The organism is Streptomyces sp. NPDC007901 (assembly GCF_042959465.1).
Classification (GTDB): Bacteria; Actinomycetota; Actinomycetes; order Streptomycetales; family Streptomycetaceae; genus Streptomyces.
In genome coordinates this window covers 1-17,116 of record NZ_JBIBKW010000027.1, presented here as the reverse complement: position 1 = coordinate 17,116, position 17,116 = coordinate 1, and the positions used below count along the sequence as shown (strand labels likewise).

Sequence of the window (17,116 nt, the reverse complement as noted above, 5' to 3'; positions counted from 1 at the left end):
CGCCCGCCGTACGCCCCGCGGCTTCGGCGGGGCCCGGGGAACCGGGCCGTTAGGGTCGCCCCATGGCTACTCCTGACTTCATCCGCGAGATCCGGGCCTCCGCCGGCCACCAGCTGCTGTGGCTGCCCGGGATCACCGCCATCGTCTTCGACGACGAGGGCAGAGTGCTCCTGGGCCGCCGTACGGACACCCGCAGGTGGTCGGTCATCGGCGGCATCCCGGAGCCGGGGGAGCAGCCCGCGGCCTGCGCCGTGCGGGAGGTCTTCGAGGAGACCGCGGTGCGGTGCGTCGCCGAGCGGGTGGTCCTCGTCCAGGCACTGAACCCCGTCACCTACCCGAACGGCGATGTCTGCCAGTACATGGACATCACCTTCCGCTGCCGGGCCGTCGGCGGCGAAGCCCGGGTCAACGACGACGAGTCGCTGGAGGTGGCCTGGTTCGACGTGGACGCCCTGCCGGAGCTCAACGAGTTCGGGGTCTTCCGGATCAAGCAGGCCCTGTCGGACGCACCCACGTGGTTCGACGCTACCGTCTTCAGCTGAAGTATGTGGGCTGCCCCTATGTGGGCCCGGGGGAGGCCCGCCCAGGGTCGGATCATGAGCTCGCCCAGCGCCCTCCCGGCTCGTATGCCACCGCCCTCGACCTCCGCGGTCGCACCGCCCTCGTCACCGGCGCCGCCGGCGGCATCGGCCGCGCCTGCGCCCTGCGTCTCGCGGCCGCCGGGGCGCGGGTCGGAGCCGTGGACCGGGACGCGGCGGGGCTGGCCGAGCTCGTGGACGCGGCCGGGCGGACCCCGGGCGCGGCGGGCGGAGCCGTCGAGCCGTACGTCTTGGACCTCACCGACCTGGACGCGGCCGAGCGGGCCGCCGCCGGCACCGACGTCCTCGTCAACAACGCGGGCATCCAACTCGTCCGCCCCATCGAGGAGTTCCCGCCGGACGTCTTCCACACCGTGCTGACGGTGATGCCGGAGGCTCCGTTCCGGCTCATCCGGGGCGCCCTGCCCCATATGTACGAGCAGGGCTGGGGGCGGATCGTGAACATGTCCTCCGTCCATGGGCTGCGCGCCTCCGCGCACCCCGCTCGTCGAGAAGCAGCTCGCCGACCCTACGCCGAGGCCCGCCGCTGCCTCGACGCGCTGAACCTCCTCGGCCGCGGCGGGGACGGCGCCGCCGCCGATGACTTCGGCTTCCTCGGTCTGCTCCTCGCCGGCGAACGGGACGTCGCCGGGTTCGTCACACGCACCATCGGCCCCGTCGTCGCCTACGACGAGCGGCGCGGCACGGAACTCCTGGACACCCTCGACGCGTACTTCGCCTCGGGGATGAGCCCGGTCCGCACGAAGGACGAACTCCATGTCCATGTGAACACGGTCGCCCAGCGCCTGGAGCGCGTCGCCCGCCTCCTCGGCGACGACTGGCAGAGCCCGGCACGGGTCCTGGAGGTCCAACTGGCGCTGCGCCTGCACCGGTTGGGGGCCCTTCCGGGGCGCGGCTGATCCGGGATCGGGGCCCGACGGCCGGGGGAGCCCGTTCGTCACCGCCGGGTGGCGACCATGCGCAGGGTGTCGTTGTTGCGGAGCCTGACGAACGTGGCGAGCAGAGCGAGAGCCTGGACGAGAGCGCAGACCAGGACGACCCTGCCGAGGTGCGAGGGCGGAGTGAGCGCGACGAGGACGCCTGCCGCCGGGAAGGGCAGCAGCAGGAGGAGCATGGTCAGGGAGAGCGTGGCACCGAGTGCGGTGGGCGGGATGATCAGCGAGCGCACCGTGCGCAACACGACCGTGAGGCCGCCGTCCCCGGCCATGAAGATCGCCACCAGGACGGTGTACGAGGGGTAGGACGGAGCCTCGGCGACGGCCAGGCACGCGGCGGAGGCGAGCGTCGCGGAGACCACGCCCACCGCCCAGAGGTCGAGGCGGCTCAGCACGAGCCGGCAGCAGGTGATGGCCAGCAGGGTCGCCACGGCGGCGGCGGACCACATGGTGCCGACGTCGGCGGCGGAGCGGCCGAACGTCTCCACCACGATCACCGGGCTGGCGGACTGGAGCAGACCGAGGGCGAGGTTGGAACAGGCCAATCCGGCCACCAGCCAGCTCAGGGCGGGCAGTTTCAGCAGCGTCCGCAGGCCGAGGCGCAGCGCGCGGTCCTTTCCGGCGGCGTCGGCACGGACGACCCGCAACGGGGTCGGCGGGGTCTGCAGGCCGAGCACGGCGGCGAACAAGGAGATCGCGCTGAGGCATCCGAGCATCCACTCCGGTCCCGCCAGCAGCAGGAAGCCCGCGAGCAGCGGACCGCCCACCGCGGCGGTCTGGTCGATGCCGACGAGGACCGCCTGGATCCCGTGCGGCCGCGCCTGGTCCCGCCGGGTGACGATCGCGCCGACCGCCTCGTTGGCGACGAATCCGAACTGGGAGAGGGTGCCGGTGACGGCTGCCAGCACCAGCATCACCGCCGTCTCGGCGGTGCCCCTCGGCAGCATCGTCAGGGCGACCGCCGAGACCGCCACCACCGTGGCCCGGGCGAGCGAGGCGATGAAGCAGACGACCGCCGCGCCCCGGCGGTCCACCACCTTGCCGGCGAGGACGAACGCCGCGATCCGCGGAGTCCACTCCACCGCGAACGCCAGGCCCGTCAAGGACGCGGAACTGGTGATGGTGAGCACCAGAAGCGGCATCGCGTACGTAGCCATCGAAAAGGCCAGCGCGTCACTCACGCGCGGAGCATAGATTCGCCGAAAGAGACTGCCGGACGGAACGGCGGCATGCCGGCCCGCGGGCCGGTTCTCGTGCACGGTGATGGCCACGAAAGAGGGAGACTTTCGGTGAGGGGGAGATACTGCGAGAGGGGTGGGGGGAGATAGCGGTTGCCCGTTTACCCGCACCGGAAATGCGGGTGCGGAAATTGAACTACGCCGCGGCGGGTTGTCGTGATGGTTGTTCAGGACAGTCCGTGGCGTGCCGAGTCGTGTCCCTGCCCGTCACGACGCGCACGTGGGACACCTGGCCTCCGCTCTGAGGAAGGGTGGGGGACTGGCGTGCGAGCACGGGCAGTTGACGGCTGCACTATAGCGCTCTCCCGGCGGGTGTGACGTATCCGGCCTGGGCGTCTTCCGGGGAACGGAGTTATGGCGTTCTCCGTCCTGAACGCCGTTATTGGTGCCCAACCCTTCAATTCGGGCGCTGCTCCGTGGAGTGGCCCAGTGGGGCGGAATACGTGCGGAGATCATCAGCTGTCGTAAATGCCGCAAAGGCGGGTGGCGGTGGCCGGCGCGGGCGGCCGCGCCGCGCCGTCCCGGCCTACAGCGGCGCCGGGGAGGACGCGCCCGCGATCAGCAGATGGGGCTTTCCGGTGCCGTCGGCGGGGACGGACCACAGGTCGGTGCTCTTGACGTCGCCGTCGGCGGGGAGCGCGTAGGCGACGGTGTGGTCGTCGAGCCAGGTGGCCTGGTCGTCGACGCTGTGGCGTTCGGCGAGCGGTGTCTCGCGGAGGGTCTTCAGGTCGAGGACGTACTCGTGCCAGAGGTCGGTGCGGGACAGCACCCGCTTCTTGAAGGCGACCCGGGTCCCGTCGGGGGAGAGCGAGGGGCACTCCACGTTCTCGACGAGGGTGGTGACCGTGCGCCGGGACAGCGAACCCCGCACCAGGTAGGTCTTGTTGGCGGTGTTGAGGGTGGCGTAGAAGGTGTCGTCGTCGGCGGCGAAGGTGACGCCCCAGAAGTTGACGTCCGAGGCGTGGTAGGACGTGCCGTCCTTGGTGATGGCGAAGGTCTCCAGGCTGGGCGTCAGCTTCATGGTGCGGGTGTCCAGGACCGAGGTCCGGGTGGAGAAGAAGGCGGACGAGTAGGACTCGCCGGAGACGAAGACGGTCCAGGCGACGAAGCGGCCGCTGGGCGAGACCCGGGCCCGGCTGGGGGTGCCCGCGAGCGGGAAGGCGCGCTTGGTGCGCAGGTCGGCGTCGAGGAGCAGTGCCTGGTTGCTCTGCTTGAGGACACCGGGGTTGGACTGCAGGCAGACCCCGGTCCCGGCCGCCGCGTAGAAGCGGACGCACTTCAGGCCGGAGGCGGTCCGGCTGCCCCCGGGGTCGGCCGACGGGACCGAGGCGACCGCGGTGCGGTGCGGGCCGGCGGCCGCGTTGACGAACATCAGGCGGCTCTTCTGGCCGAGCGTCAGCCTGCCCGCGCTGACCGTGGGGTCGCCCGCGTGCGGCTGGTTCGCCCGGTCCGCGCGGTCCGCGGCGTGCAGGACCACGCCGGTGCCCACGCCCGCGAGCACCAGGACCGCCGCGAGGAGGACGAGCAGACGGCGGCGCATGGAAGTCATCTGGTTCCCTTGGTTCCCTGTGGTGTTCGGTGGGGCGGTGGTGGTCATCGGGTCGGGTCGGCCGGGCGCAGCACCAGGCTCGCGACGGCGGCGCAGCAGAGCAGGCCGACGGCCGCGCCGGCCAGCGCGGGGCCGTCGCCCCACACCGTCCAGGCGGCGCCGAAGGCCAGCGAGCAGCAGAACCGGGCCAGCGCCTGGCTGGTGCCGACGATGGCGAGCCCGCTGGCGCGCAGCTGTTCGGGCACGATGCCGGCGAGGGCCGCCGGGAGCACCCCGTCGGTCGCGGCGTAGAACGTGCCGTGCAGGGCGAGGACGAGCGGGACCAGGGCCGGGACGGCCGGGGCCCACAGCAGGAGGGCGTAGGCGGTGAGCAGGGCCGCGTGTCCGGCGAGGAACACCGTGCGCCGTCCGACCCGGTCGGCGAGCGAGCCCAGCGGCACCGCCAGCAGCAGGAACACGACGGCGGTGCCCAGCGGGAGCAGCGGGAACCACTCCTCGCCGATGCCGGCCCGCCGCTGCAGCAGCAGGTAGACGAAGGCGTCGCTGACGGTGGTCAGGCCGAGCAGCGCGGCACAGCCGGCGAGCGCCCGGAGCCGGGGGATGCGCAGCAGCGCGAGGGCTTCACGGACCCGGACGGGAGGCTTGGCGTCGCTCTCGTCCGCTGCCCCGGTCCGCCGTCTGCCCGGCACGAACAGCACCAGCACCAGCACGCCCAGCGCGGCGACGCACGCGCTCACCCCGAACACCGCGTCGTAACCGTCCGCCGCCGCGCGCAGGATGAGGAAGGCCGCCAGGGGGCCGAGCATCGCGCCGGTGGTGTCCATCGCCCGGTGCACGCCGAAGGCGCGGCCCTGGTGGGCGGCCGGGGTGGACAGGGAGATCATCGCGTCGCGCGGGGCGGTGCGCAGGCCCTTGCCGGTCCGTTCCAGGGCGAGGACCGTGCCCAGGGTGCCGATGCTGCCGGCGAACAGGAGCAGCGGTTTGCACAGTGCGGACAGGCCGTAGCCGAGCCCGGCGAGCAGCTTGTGGTTGCGCACGCGGTCGGCGAGGTGGCCGCCGGTGAGCTGGACCAGCGCGCTGACCCCGTTGTAGACACCGTCCAGGGTGCCGAACCCCAGCGGGCTGAAGCCGAGCGTGGTGACGAGGTAGAGCGGCAGCACGGCGGTGACCATCTCCGAGGAGATGTCGGTGATCAGGCTGACCGTGCCCAGGACCAGCACGACCGGGGCGACACCGTGCCCCGGCCCGCGTCTTCGGCCCTGGTCGGTGTCCGCCTGGACGGGCTGCGAACGGTCGGTGAGGTACAAGAAGGGAACCCCCGGGTGCGGTGCGGTCAGTTCTGCCGGCTGCTCTCGTCCCGTAGCCAGGTGCCGAAGTCCTGGGCCCGGATGGCCTTCGCGGCCTTGTGCCGGGCGGCGACCGCCGCCGAGACGAAGACCAGCACCGCCACGAAGAGCCTCGGCTCCCGGCGCAGCAGCGCTTTCAGGTCGGCCTTGCTGGTGCGTGCCGAGGCCCCCTGCGGCCCTTGGTGCTGCTCGACCTGGGCGGTGGAGACCGCGGCCCGGACCCGCCGTTTGATCAGATCCCGCCAGGTGCGCGGGGGTTGGATCACCACGCCGGCCGCGTCGACCACGCGCCGTTCCTCCGCCGCGAAGGCGAGGGACGCGGCGAGGTCGTCCGCCATCAGCGGCGGCAGCGCGGCGAGCCGGGCGTGCCCGGCCTTGGAGACCGCGATGACCCCCCGGCCGAACAGGCCTTCGCGTACGGCGGGCAGCCGCTGCCACACCTGGTAGTAGGCGCGCACCCGCCAGGCGCAGGAGGCCAGCGGGATCCGCCGGGCCGGGGCGGTGGCGAGGATGCCCGAGGTCCCGTCGGCCAGCGGCTCGGTCAGGGCCCGTACGTCGGCGCCCGCGATCACCACGTCGGCGTCCACGTAGAGGCGCGGGAAGCCGCGCGCGTGATCGTCACCGGCGCGCAGCGCCGCGTGCTTGGACGGCACGGGTATCTCCACCACCCGGACGCGCGGGCCACGGGTCGCTGCGATCTCGGCGGTGTCGTCCGTGCAGCCGTTGCACACGACCACGATGTCGGTGTCGTCCGGGGAGTCCCCGAGGCCGCCGGAACCACAGGAGCCCGTGGGTCCGGAATCGGCCAACAACGAATCGAGGAGCCGACCGATGACGCGGGCCTCGTTGTGGGCCGGGATCACGATGCTGGTCACGGGGGCAGTATGCCGTCGGCGTCACTATTGCGACATGTGTTTCGTCCAACTGTTCCCGAGACTGCGCCCCGTGGTCTAGATTGATGGCCGCCGGACCGGTTTGGGTGGGGAACTCGTTCTTGACTGCACGTCATGGACCGGCCGTTGAACGGATCTGAACAATCAGAACAACCAGTACGTACCAGCATGCCGGGGGCATGCAGCGGTTGGGGAACCGCTGAAGCTCCCTCGCTTTCCAGTGCCGCTCGGTCCAGGGCACTTCGGTCAGGGGTAGCCGCGCATGTGGTGGGGGGCGCATGACCATTGAGGTCACGCATGAGCAATCGGTCGTGGAACGCAGACTTCCACAAGGCCGCCGAAGACGGTGGGAACGCAAGTACCGCATCGTCCTGCTGGTCGCGGACGGCGTCGCTGCCGTCGCCGCGGCCTTCCTGGTCCACGCGGCCTACGGCCGCTGGGCGGTGGCCCTGGTGCTGCCCCCGACCTGGATCGTGGCCATGTTGGCCCACCGTTCCTACGACCGAGGCGCGCTCGGTCTGGGGGCCGAGGAGTATCGGCGGGTGCTCCGGGGGGCCGTCGCGCTGCCGGCCCTGGCCGCCGTCGCGTACGGGCTGTTCATCCACGATTCGGGCCTCCTTCATGACATGATCATGGCGGCGGCACCTGTCGCCGCGATCGCCCTTGCGGTCCGCTACACGCTCCGCCGCCGACTGCACCGGCGATGGGCCCAGAGCCGGGACGGCAGCGCGACGCTGCTGGTCGGGCCGTCACGGGGCATCGTGGAACTGGTCGCGGTGCTCAGACGCGGCGGCACCCCGAAGCTCCAGGCCGCCGGAGTCTGCCTGACCGACCCCGAGAACGCCCGCGAGATCCGCAAGTTGGGGCTCCCCGCCCTCGGCGGTGTCGGCGGTATGAACGACGTCGTCCGGGCCCTGGGCATCAACACCGTGGTGGTGCTGCCCGCCCCCGAGTTCGACGCCTCCGTCCTGCGCCGGATGTCCTGGACGGCGGCCGTGCAGGGCGTCGACTTCCTGCTGGCCCCCGTCCTGACCGACGTGGCCACCGCCCGGCTGGCGGTACGGCCCACCAACGGGGTGCCGCTGGTACGGATCAAGCCGCCGAACCTCTCCCGGCTCTCCCGGCTGCCGAAGGAACTGCTGGACCGTTGTCTCGCGGCGGTGCTGCTCCTCCTCCTCGCGCTGCCGATGCTGGCGATCGCGCTGGTCGTCCGGCTGGACAGCGCCGGCCCCGCCCTCTTCCGGCAGCAGCGGGTGGGCCGCTACGGCGACCACTTCACCATGCTGAAGTTCCGCACCATGCGGGCCGACTCGGAGGCCCTGCGCGCGGAACTGGAACACCTCAACCAGAACAGCGACGGGCTGCTGTTCAAGGTGAAGGAGGACCCGCGCATCACCCGGGTCGGCTCCTTCCTGCGCCGCAGCTCGCTCGACGAACTCCCGCAGCTCCTCAACGTCGTCAAGGGCCAGATGTCGCTCGTCGGGCCCCGGCCGCCGCTGCCCGAGGAGGTCGAGGAGTACTCGGCGGACATCAAGCGCCGGCTGCTGGTGAAGCCCGGCCTCACCGGGCTGTGGCAGGTCAGCGGACGTTCCGACCTGCCCTGGGACGAGGCGGTCCGGCTCGATCTCGGATATGTGGACAACTGGTCGATGGGCCTGGACCTGTCGATCCTGGCGCGCACCGGGGCCGTGGTGGTGCGTGGAACGGGGGCCTACTGATGGACCAGAGGAATCAGCGGAAGAGGCAGACAGTGACGCAGGAGCCGTTGGGGGTGGCGGTCGTGGGGGCCGGCTACTGGGGCCCCAACCTCGTACGCAACTTCCAGGCCGGCGAGGGCTTTCGGCTCCGTTGGCTGTGCGACCTCGACGTGGACCGGGCCCGGCGGGTCCTCGGCGGCTACTCGACGGTCGAGGCCACCGCGGACTACGCGGCCGTCCTCGCCGACCCCACCGTCGCCGCCGTCGCCGTGGCCACACCCGCCGGCACCCACCTCGACATCGCCCTGGCCGCCCTGCGCGCCGGAAAGCACGTCCTCGTCGAGAAGCCCCTCGCGGCGACCTACGCCGACGGGATGCGGCTGGTGACCGAGGCCGAGGAACGCGGCCTCACCCTGATGTGCGACCACACCTACTGCTACACGCCCGCCGTGGGCCGGATCCGTGAACTGGTCCGCTCCGGCGAGCTCGGCGAGATCCACTTCGTCGACTCGGTCCGCATCAACCTCGGGCTCGTCCAGAAGGACATCGACGTGCTGTGGGACCTCGCCCCGCACGACCTGTCCATCCTGGACTTCATCCTCCCTGACCACGTCGAACCGGTCGCCGTCGCCGCCCACGGGGCCGACCCGATCGGCGCCGGCCAGGCCTGCGTCGCCTACCTGACCCTCCAGCTCAACACCGGTGCCATCGCCCACGTGCACGTCAACTGGCTCTCCCCGACGAAGGTGCGGACCACCATGGTGGGCGGCTCCAAGCGCACCCTGCTCTGGGACGACCTCAACCCCCTCCAGCGGGTCTCGGTCTACGACCGGGGCGTGGACATGGCCGCACCGCAGGAGATCGGCGCGGACGAGCGCCGGGAGATGCTCATCTCGTACCGCTCCGGAGACATGGTCGCGCCCGCCATCGGCGAGAAGGAAGCGCTGCGCAGCATGGTCGACGAGTTCGGCGACGCGATCCGCCAGAGCCGGGCGCCGCTGACCGACGGCCGGGCGGGCCTGAGGGTGCTGGACATTCTCGAGGCGGCGTCGCGAAGCCTCGAATTCAAGGGCGCGGTCGTCGGCCTGCGCGCCGGGCGTTGACAGAACCACTTCGCTGAAAGGCAAGAACAGTTGAGCAGCGTACGCGGCAAGAAGATCCTGGTCACCGGGGGAGCGGGCACCATCGGCTCCAACCTCGTCGACCTGCTGGCCGAGGGCGGCGCCCGCGAGGTCGTCGTACTCGACAACTTCGTGCGCGGGCGGCGGGCCAACCTCGCCCAGGCCCTGCCCAGCGGTGTCGTGGAGATCGTCGAGGGCGACGTCCGGGACGCCGACACCGTACGGAAGGTCACCGAGGGCGCCGACCTGGTGTTCCACCTCGCCGCGATCCGCATCACCCAGTGCGCGGAGGAGCCCCGGCTCGCCAACGAGGTCCTGGTCGACGGCACCTTCAACGTCCTGGAGGCGGCGGCCGCGGCCGGGGTCGCCAAGGTGGTCGCCTCGTCCTCCGCGTCCGTCTACGGCATGGCCGAGACCTTCCCGACGACCGAGCGCCACCACCCGTACAACAACGACACCTTCTACGGCGCCGCGAAGGCCTTCAACGAGGGCATGCTGCGCAGCTTCCACGCCATGTACGGACTGGACTACGTGGCGCTGCGCTACTTCAACGTCTACGGCCCCCGGATGGACATCCACGGCCTCTACACCGAGGTGCTCATCCGCTGGATGGAACGCATCGAGGCGGGCGAACCGCCGCTGATCCTCGGCGACGGCACCCAGACCATGGACTTCGTCGACGTCCGCGACATCGCCAGGGCCAACGTCCTGGCCGCCGAGTCGGACCTCACCGACGAGGTGTTCAACGTGGCGAGCGGCACGGAGACCTCGCTGAAGGAGCTCGCCGAGGGGCTGCTGGAGGCGATGGGGGCCGAAGGACTGGAGCCGGTGCACGGGCCCGCCCGCTCGGTGAACTCGGTGGTCCGCCGGCTCGCCGACACCTCGCAGGCCGCCGGGCGGCTCGGCTTCACGGCCGAGATCGACCTGCGGACCGGGCTGCGCGACCTGGTCCAGTGGTGGCGCGCGGAGCGGGAGGCCGCCCAGTGAGCACCGACCGCATCCCGGTGATGATCCCCTGGCTCGGCGAGGAGGAGGCCCGGGCCGCCTCCGACGCGGTGCTGTCCGGGTGGGTCGCCCAGGGCCCCCGGGTCGCCGCCTTCGAGAAGGCCTTCGCCGAGCGGGTGGGCGCCGAGCACGGCGTCGCCGTCAGCTCCTGCACCACCGCCCTGCACCTGGCCCTGGTCGCGCTGGGTATCGGCCCGGGCGACGAGGTCGTGGTGCCCTCGCTGTCGTTCATCGCCACCGCCAACGCCGTACGGTACGTCGGTGCCGAGCCGGTGTTCGCCGACGTCGACCCGGCCACCGGCAACCTGACCCCGGCCACGGTGAACGCGGTCCGCACCGCGCGCACCGAGGCCGTCCTCGCCGTCCACCAGGGCGGTGTCCCGGCCGATGTGCACGCCCTGCGGGCCGCCTGCGCCGACTGGGACCTGCCCCTGGTCGAGGACGCGGCCTGCGCCATCGGCTCCACCGTCGGCGGCAAGCCCGTCGGGCACGGCGCGCTGCTCGCCGCCTGGTCCTTCCACCCGCGCAAGCTCGTCACCACGGGCGAGGGCGGCATGATCACCACCGACGACGCCGAGTGGGCGGCGCGGCTGCGCCGGCTGCGCGAGCACGGCATGAACGCCTCGGCGGCCGACCGCCACGCGAGCAACAAGCCGGTCCTGGAAAGCTACTTGGAAGTCGGCTTCAACTACCGGATGACCGACGTCCAGGCCGCCATCGGCCTGGTCCAGCTCGGCAAGCTCGACGCGATGATCGCCCGCCGCCGCGAACTGGCGGCTCGCTACGACGAGTTGCTGCACGACGTTCCCGGCCTCACCCCCGTACGCGACCCCGGGCACGGGCAGAGCAACTTCCAGTCCTACTGGGTGCTGCTGGACGAGGACTTCCCGGTCGGCCGGGACGACCTGCTCGCCGCGCTCTCCGAGGCCGGCGTCTCCGCCCGGCGCGGGATCATGGCCGCGCACCTCGAACCCGCCTACGCGGACCACCCCCGCGCGCCGCTGCCGGTCACCGAGCGCCTCACCCGCGACTCGCTGATCCTGCCGCTGTTCCACACGATGACCGAGGCCCAGCAGGACCGCGTCGTGACCGCCCTGCGCGAACAGGCCCGAAGATGACCGAACTCGTGATCGTGGGCGCGGGCGGCTTCGCCCGGGAGACCGCGCAGGCCGTGGCGGACGCGGGCGAGTTCAAGCTGCTCGGGCACCTGGACGACAACCCCGCCCTGCACGGCACCCACGTGGACGGCGTGCCGGTCCTCGGCGGCTGCGACCTGGTCCACGAGCTGACCGGCGCCCGGGTGGTGATCTGCGTCGGCAATCCCCGGGACTACGCGGCCCGGGCCCGCCTGGTCCGCCGGCTCGCCCTGCCCGCGGACCGCTACGCCACCGTGATCCACCCGACGGCCTCGGTCTCCGAGACCTCCGAGGTCGGCCCCGGCACGGTCCTGCTCGCCCACTGCGCCCTGACGGCCGCGGTGCGCGTCGGCGCGCATGTCGCCGTGATGCCCCAGGTCGTCCTCACCCACGACGACGTGGTCGAGGACTTCGCCACACTCACCTCGGGCGTCCGCCTCGGCGGCGGAGTACGGCTGGAACAGGGCGCCTACGTCGGCTCCGGCGCGCTGGTCAGAGAGGGTACGACGGTCGGCGCCTGGTCGCTGGTCGGGATGGGGAGTGCCGTGCTCGGCGACATACCGCCGGGCGAGGTCTGGGTGGGGAGCCCGGCCCGACGGCTGCGCGCGGCGGAACCGCCCGCGCTGGAACAGTTGGCGACAAGAACAGTGGGGGGACCGCTGACATGAACCAGATTCCGCTCGTGGACCTCAAAGCGGCCCACGAGGAGGTCGCCGACGAGGTACGGGCCGGATTCGAGAGGGTCCTGGCCAACACCGCGTTCGTCGGCGGCGACGAGGTGCGCGCATTCGAGCGTGAGTACGCCGGCTTCGGCGCCGTCGCGCACTGCGTGGGCGTCGCCAACGGCACCGACGCCGTCGAACTCGCCCTGCGGGCGAGCGGGGTCGGGCCCGGCGACGAGGTCGTGGTGCCCGCCAACACCTTCATCGCCACGGCCGGGGCGGTCGCCCGGATCGGCGCCCGCCCGGTCCTCGCGGACTGCCTGCCCGACAGCCACCTGCTCGACCCGCGGGCCGCGCTGGACGCGGTCGGCCCGGCCACGCGCGCGGTCGTCCCCGTCCACCTCTACGGGCAGATGGCCGACGTCACGGCGCTCAGTGCCCAACTCCCCCCTGATGTAAAGGTCGTCGAGGACGCCGCCCAGTGCCAGGGCGCGACCCGTGACGGCCGTACCCCGGGCAGCGGATCCATCGCCGCCACCAGCTTCTACCCGGGCAAGAACCTCGGCGCCTACGGCGACGCGGGCGCGGTGCTCACCGACGACGGAGAGCGCGCCGACCTGGTGCGGGCGATCGCCAACCACGGCGGAGTCGCCAAGTACCGCCACGACGTGCCCGGCTTCAACAGCCGCCTGGACGGGCTGCAGGCCGTCGTCCTGCGGGCGAAGCTGGCACGGCTGGCGGCCGGCAACGCGGCCCGCCGGGCGGCCGCCGCCCGCTACGACGAACTCCTCGCCGACCTGGCCGCCGACGGCCGGATCGTCCTCCCGGTCACCGCACCCGGCAACGTCCACGTCTGGCACCTGTACGTCGTCCAGGTCGCCGACGCCGACCGGGACGACCTCGTCGGCAAACTCAACGCCGAGGGCATCGGCGCCGGGGTGCACTATCCCGCGCCCGTCCACCTGACACCGGCCTACCGCCGTCTCGGGCACGGCCGGGGCGACTTCCCCAACGCGGAGAAAGCCGCGGACCGGATCCTGTCGCTGCCGCTGTACCCGCAGATCACCCCCGACCAGCAGCGGCGCGTCGTGGACGCGTTCACCGACGCGCTCGGCCGCTGACCGGTCCCCAGAGTTTCACGCTCCACCTCCGTCCCCATGGGCCGGGCCCTGCACAGCACCGCTGAGAGGTACACATGAGAAAATGGAGCAGACGGATCCGGGGCGGGCGCCTCGCCGTCGTAGTGGCATTGATACTGGCGGTGCTCCCGCTGGCCGCCTCCGCGCAGGCGGCGTCCGATCCGTGCGGGTCGGGCTCCAACTCGATCGTGTGCGAGAACTCCAAGACGGGCACCCCCAAGGACGACTGGTTCTCGCCCAACGCCTACGGTGACATCAAGGGCTTCACCACCAAGGAGAGCGTCCAGGCGGGCGACACGGTCCAGTTCAAGGTCCAGTCCCCGGTCTCGTACAACATCCAGATCTACCGGCTGGGCTGGTACGGCGGCGACGGCGCGCGCCAGATGTCGACCGCGGCCCAGGCGGCCGTGACGTATCCGGCCAACTACACCAGCAAAGCCGCCAGTTGCACCACCAAGAGCAGCACCGGCCTGGTCGACTGCGGCAACTGGCCGGTGACCGCGACCTGGACCGTACCCAGCGACGCCGTGTCCGGCCTGTACATCGCGAACCTCACGCAGACCGACGGCGACGGCCTGATGCCGTACCCGTTCGTCGTCCGCAACGACTCCAGCACCTCCGCCGTCGTCGTACAGACCAGTGACCAGACCTGGCAGGCCTACAACGACTACGGCGGCCAGGACCTGTACGGCGGCACCGGGCCCGCGCCCGACGGCCGCGCCTACGAGGTCAGTTACAACCGGCCGCTGGACATCGGCGGCGACAACGGCATCTACGGCTCCGAGTTCGAGATGCTGTCCTGGCTGGAACGCAACGGCTACGACGTCAGCTATCTGTCCGGCGTGGACGTGTCGTCGAGCAGCGGCGCGACCCTGCTGGAGAAGCACAAGATGTACATGTCGTCCGGGCACGACGAGTACTGGACACAGAGCCAGTACTCCAACGTCCTGGCGGCCCGGAAGGCCGGCGTGCGGCAGGGCTTCTTCAGCGGCAACGAGGTCTTCTGGAAGACCCGGCTGGCCCCCAGCATCGACGGCACGAGCACGGCCGACCGCACCCTGGTCTGCTACAAGATGACCAAGATGGCGTTCAACAACGGCGTCGCCGATCCCAGCGGCACCTGGACCGGCACCTGGATGGATCCGACCAGCACCAACTACGGCCAGACCTACCAGCCGCCGAACATCCTCACCGGCTCCATGTTCCAGGCCAACGGCTACCGCGCCGACGCGATCACCGTCCCCGGCTCGTACGGCAAGAACCGGATCTGGCGCAACACGTCCATCGCGGGCCTCACCTCCAGCCAGACCGCGACCTTCCCGACCGGCACGCTCGGCTACGAGTGGGACAGCGACCTCGACAACAGCACCCGGCCCGCGGGTGAGATCGACGTGTCCTCCACGACGGTGGACATCACCGACGGCACCTACCGGCTCGACTGGGGCAACCTCTACGGCAACGGCACGGCGACGCACAACCTCGTCGAGTTCCGCGACCAGGACTCCGGGGCCCTGGTGTTCGGCACCGGGACCGTGCAGTGGTCGTGGGGCCTGACCAACGTGCCCACCTACAACCCCGACGACACGGTGGTCACCGAGGACTCCCGGATGCAGCAGGCGACGGTGAACATCCTCGCCGACATGGGCGTCCAGCCGCTGACCCTGCAGAGCAACCTGGTCGGCGCCACGGCCTCCACCGACACCACCGGCCCGACCGTCACCGTGACCAGCCCGTCCTCCGGGGCCACCGTCCCGGCACTGAAGGCGGTCACCATCAAGGGCACGGCCACCGACTCCGGCGGTGTGGTCGCCCGCGTCGAGGTCTCCACGGACGGCGGCACCACCTGGGAGGCCGCCACCGGCCTCGGGTCCTGGACCTACAGCTGGACGCCCACCACCCCGGGATCCGAGTCCATCAAGGTCCGCGCGGTCGACGACAGCGTCAACATCGGCGCCGTCACCACCGTCCCGGTGACGGTCGGCCCCCAGGCCTGCCCGTGCACCATCTGGCCGGCCTCGGCCGTGCCCGGCACCGTCAACGCCGGCGACGGCGGCTCGGTGGAGCTCGGCGTCAAGTTCCGTACCACCGTGGCCGGTTCGGTCACCGGTGTGCGCTTCTACAAGTCGCCCGTCAACACCGGTACCCACATCGGCAGCCTGTGGACGGCCTCCGGCACCCGCCTGGCCACCGGCACCTTCACCGGCGAGACGGCCTCCGGCTGGCAGCAGCTGAACTTCTCCACCCCGGTGACCGTCAAGGCCAACACCACCTACGTCGCCTCGTACTTCGCCCCCAACGGCGGATACTCCTACGACCCCTCCTTCGCCGGCAGCGGCGCCGGTCTGGCCCCGCTGACGGCCCTGCAGACCGGGGTCGACGGCGGCAACGGCGTCTACCACTACGGCTCGACCAGCTCCTTCCCGTCCTCGGCGTCCTCGGGCAGCAACTACTGGGTGGACGTGGTGCTCGACACCTCGACGGCCAGTACGACCCCGCCCACCGTCTCCTCGACCTCCCCGACGTCCGGGGCGACGGACGCGTCGATCACGTCGCCGGTGTCGGCCACCTTCAGCTCGGCCGTCGACACCGACAGCGTGACGTTCACCGTGAAGGACGCCGACGGCAACACCGTGCCCGGCGCCGTCACCTTCCCCGCGTCGAACAAGGCGACCTTCACGCCGTCGACGGAGCTGGACCTGCACACCACGTACACCGCGTCCGTCCAGGCCTCCGACGTGTGGGGCAACGCCATGGCGGCCCCGGTGACCTGGTCGTTCACCACCAGCTCCACACCGCCGGCGGTCACCTGCCCCTGCACGCTGTGGGGTTCATCCGCCACACCGGCCACCCCCGACATGACCGCCGACCCCAACTCCGTCGAGCTGGGCACCCGGTTCACGTCCTCCGCGGCCGGCTGGGTCACCGGTGTCACCTTCTACAAGGGCACCGGCAACACGGGCACCCACACCGGCAGCCTGTGGACCGACGGCGGCACGCTGCTCGCCAGCGGCACCTTCACCAACGAGACGGCCTCCGGCTGGCAGACGCTGACCTTCGCCACCCCGGTGGCGATCACCGCCGACACCGCCTACGTCGTCTCCTACCACGCGCCCAACGGCAACTACGCGGTGGACGGCGGCTACTTCGCGGCGGCCCACAAGTCCTATCCGCTGACGGCCACGGCCGACACCACCGCCCACCACAACGGGCTCTACAAGTACGGCGGCTCGGCCTTCCCCAACGGCTCCTACGGATCCGCGAACTACTGGGTCGGCCCCGTCTTCACCGCCGACGACCCGAGCGCGTCCCTGGCCGCGTCGGTCGCCGCCTCGGAGGTGACCGCGGCCACCGTGGCGCACACCGCCGACGCGGCGAGCCCTCTCGTCCTGACCGTGCCGGCCAAGGCGGCGGTGGCGTCCGTCAAGGCGACCGTGACCGTCCTGAAGGGTTCCCAGGCGGCGAAGAAGCTCCACGTCACCGCCGTGGTCACCTATGACCGGAAGACCCACAGGGCGACCGTGCACCTGTCCGCCCCGCTTCCGGACGGCACCCGGTTCAAGATCACGGTCACCGCGAAGGACAAGCACCGCGACACGGTGAAGTCCCGGAGCTGGACCCTGACGAGCAGGACCACCTTCAAGAAGAACAAGAAGAACTGACCCGTCCCCACACACCGTCGGGGGGGGGGGGCCGGCCGGGGCCCGGCCCCCCCCGCCGGGGTGGGTGGGGACCCCCTGGGCCGGGGGGGGCTGGGGTTGCCCCCGCCCAGGTAGGGCGCCGGGGCCGGCGCCCGCGG

The 17,116-nt window shown here is 71.7% G+C and carries 13 protein-coding genes; 9 read left to right on the top strand and 4 right to left on the bottom strand.

The window, feature by feature from the left end; translation table 11 throughout:
- The first annotated feature begins 62 nt into the window (after window positions 1–62).
- Both ACFZDK_RS48160 and ACFZDK_RS48155 read left to right on the top strand, forming a co-directional pair.
- On the top strand, window positions 63–542 hold the full coding sequence (locus tag ACFZDK_RS48160; protein WP_390983546.1) for an NUDIX domain-containing protein: 480 nt from the start codon (window positions 63–65) through the stop codon (window positions 540–542).
- Between the two features lie 20 nt (window positions 543–562).
- Window positions 563–1,498 (top strand): SDR family NAD(P)-dependent oxidoreductase, encoded by a 936-nt coding sequence (locus tag ACFZDK_RS48155; protein ID WP_390983743.1) that lies wholly within the window; start codon window positions 563–565, stop codon window positions 1,496–1,498.
- Between the two features lie 38 nt (window positions 1,499–1,536).
- On the opposite strand, the gene ACFZDK_RS48150 is transcribed toward ACFZDK_RS48155, so the two are convergent.
- The 4 genes from ACFZDK_RS48150 to ACFZDK_RS48135 all read right to left on the bottom strand — a co-directional run bounded on the left by ACFZDK_RS48150 (window position 1,537) and on the right by ACFZDK_RS48135 (window position 6,542).
- Window positions 1,537–2,805: an MFS transporter gene (locus ACFZDK_RS48150; protein WP_390983543.1), complete on the bottom strand. Its 1,269-nt coding sequence runs from the start codon at window positions 2,803–2,805 to the stop codon at window positions 1,537–1,539.
- Between the two features lie 493 nt (window positions 2,806–3,298).
- Complete coding sequence (locus ACFZDK_RS48145; RefSeq protein ID WP_390983541.1) at window positions 3,299–4,321, bottom strand: TolB-like translocation protein; 1,023 nt, start codon at window positions 4,319–4,321, stop codon at window positions 3,299–3,301.
- 44 nt (window positions 4,322–4,365) lie between these two features.
- Window positions 4,366–5,628, bottom strand: coding sequence for an MFS transporter (locus ACFZDK_RS48140; RefSeq protein WP_390983538.1), 1,263 nt, complete (start codon window positions 5,626–5,628; stop codon window positions 4,366–4,368).
- 26 nt (window positions 5,629–5,654) lie between these two features.
- On the bottom strand, window positions 5,655–6,542 hold the full coding sequence (locus ACFZDK_RS48135) for a glycosyltransferase (RefSeq protein ID WP_390983535.1): 888 nt from the start codon (window positions 6,540–6,542) through the stop codon (window positions 5,655–5,657).
- A 296-nt stretch (window positions 6,543–6,838) separates the two neighbouring features.
- Between ACFZDK_RS48135 and ACFZDK_RS48130 the strand changes: the two genes are divergently transcribed.
- From ACFZDK_RS48130 to ACFZDK_RS48100, 7 genes are all read left to right on the top strand, one after another.
- The gene (locus ACFZDK_RS48130; RefSeq protein ID WP_390983533.1) at window positions 6,839–8,278 is read left to right on the top strand and encodes an exopolysaccharide biosynthesis polyprenyl glycosylphosphotransferase; all 1,440 of its coding nucleotides are present in this window, start codon (window positions 6,839–6,841) and stop codon (window positions 8,276–8,278) included.
- A 32-nt stretch (window positions 8,279–8,310) separates the two neighbouring features.
- Window positions 8,311–9,360: a Gfo/Idh/MocA family oxidoreductase gene (locus ACFZDK_RS48125; protein WP_390983530.1), complete on the top strand. Its 1,050-nt coding sequence runs from the start codon at window positions 8,311–8,313 to the stop codon at window positions 9,358–9,360.
- A gap of 30 nt (window positions 9,361–9,390) precedes the next feature.
- Window positions 9,391–10,365 carry an SDR family NAD(P)-dependent oxidoreductase gene (locus tag ACFZDK_RS48120; RefSeq protein WP_390983527.1) on the top strand — a complete coding sequence of 325 codons (975 nt, stop codon included), beginning with the start codon at window positions 9,391–9,393 and terminating at the stop codon, window positions 10,363–10,365.
- Window positions 10,362–11,501, top strand: a complete 1,140-nt coding sequence (locus ACFZDK_RS48115; RefSeq protein WP_390983525.1) for an aminotransferase class I/II-fold pyridoxal phosphate-dependent enzyme — start codon at window positions 10,362–10,364, stop codon at window positions 11,499–11,501. Before ACFZDK_RS48120 ends, ACFZDK_RS48115 begins: the two co-directional genes overlap by 4 nt.
- Window positions 11,498–12,187, top strand: coding sequence for a NeuD/PglB/VioB family sugar acetyltransferase (locus ACFZDK_RS48110; RefSeq protein ID WP_390983522.1), 690 nt, complete (start codon window positions 11,498–11,500; stop codon window positions 12,185–12,187). The genes ACFZDK_RS48115 and ACFZDK_RS48110 overlap by 4 nt, the downstream gene beginning before the upstream one ends.
- Window positions 12,184–13,302: a DegT/DnrJ/EryC1/StrS family aminotransferase gene (locus ACFZDK_RS48105; protein ID WP_390983520.1), complete on the top strand. Its 1,119-nt coding sequence runs from the start codon at window positions 12,184–12,186 to the stop codon at window positions 13,300–13,302. The genes ACFZDK_RS48110 and ACFZDK_RS48105 overlap by 4 nt, the downstream gene beginning before the upstream one ends.
- Before the next feature lie 122 nt (window positions 13,303–13,424).
- Window positions 13,425–16,979 (top strand): DUF4082 domain-containing protein, encoded by a 3,555-nt coding sequence (locus ACFZDK_RS48100; protein WP_390983517.1) that lies wholly within the window; start codon window positions 13,425–13,427, stop codon window positions 16,977–16,979.
- Window positions 16,980–17,116: the final 137 nt, after the last annotated feature.

What these genes read in the sequence shown, in the direction of transcription:
- ACFZDK_RS48145 (WP_390983541.1), bottom strand. Translation starts at nt 4,321, where the DNA reads ATGACTTCCATGCGCCGCCGTCTGCTCGTCCTCCTCGCGGCGGTCCTG.
- ACFZDK_RS48105 (WP_390983520.1), top strand. Translation starts at nt 12,184, where the DNA reads ATGAACCAGATTCCGCTCGTGGACCTCAAAGCGGCCCACGAGGAGGTC.
- ACFZDK_RS48160 (WP_390983546.1), top strand. Translation starts at nt 63, where the DNA reads ATGGCTACTCCTGACTTCATCCGCGAGATCCGGGCCTCCGCCGGCCAC.
- ACFZDK_RS48130 (WP_390983533.1), top strand. Translation starts at nt 6,839, where the DNA reads ATGACCATTGAGGTCACGCATGAGCAATCGGTCGTGGAACGCAGACTT.
- ACFZDK_RS48110 (WP_390983522.1), top strand. Translation starts at nt 11,498, where the DNA reads ATGACCGAACTCGTGATCGTGGGCGCGGGCGGCTTCGCCCGGGAGACC.